Genomic DNA, 407 nt, shown 5'->3' with positions numbered 1-407 from the left:
TTTCTTATCGGCATCGTCCACTTTTTAGATGCTTGTTCAATCGCTAAATAGATAACTTTTTTAGCCGAATCATCATGCGGAAATAGTTTACGCTTTTTAATGGCCTTACGGATAACACTGTTCAGTGACTCAATCGCATTGGTGGTATAAATGGCTTTGCGTATATCATTAGGATAGTTAAATATTGTGCTGACGTTTTGCCAGTTACTGCGCCACGAACGCGATATACTGGGGTATTTACTGTCCCAACGTTGCTCAAATTGGTCGAGCGCCATCAAGCCTTCCTCTTCGGTTACTGATTGATATATTTGCTTTAAGTCGCCAGTAACAGCCTTATAATCTTTCCATGGCACAAGCTTCAATGAATTACGCACCATATGCACAATACAGAGCTGTACCTGCGTTTG

The 407-nt window shown here is 41.0% G+C and carries 1 protein-coding gene; it reads right to left on the bottom strand.

The window, feature by feature from the left end; all coding sequences use genetic code 11:
• Positions 1-407, bottom strand: a 407-nt coding sequence (locus H4J59_RS03940; RefSeq protein ID WP_182236991.1) for a transposase, incomplete at both ends; no start/stop codon positions are given.

Source organism: Colwellia sp. MB02u-10 (genome assembly GCF_014077185.1).
Taxonomy (GTDB): domain Bacteria; phylum Pseudomonadota; class Gammaproteobacteria; order Enterobacterales; family Alteromonadaceae; genus Cognaticolwellia.
This window is presented reverse-complemented; position numbering and strand designations above follow the sequence as displayed.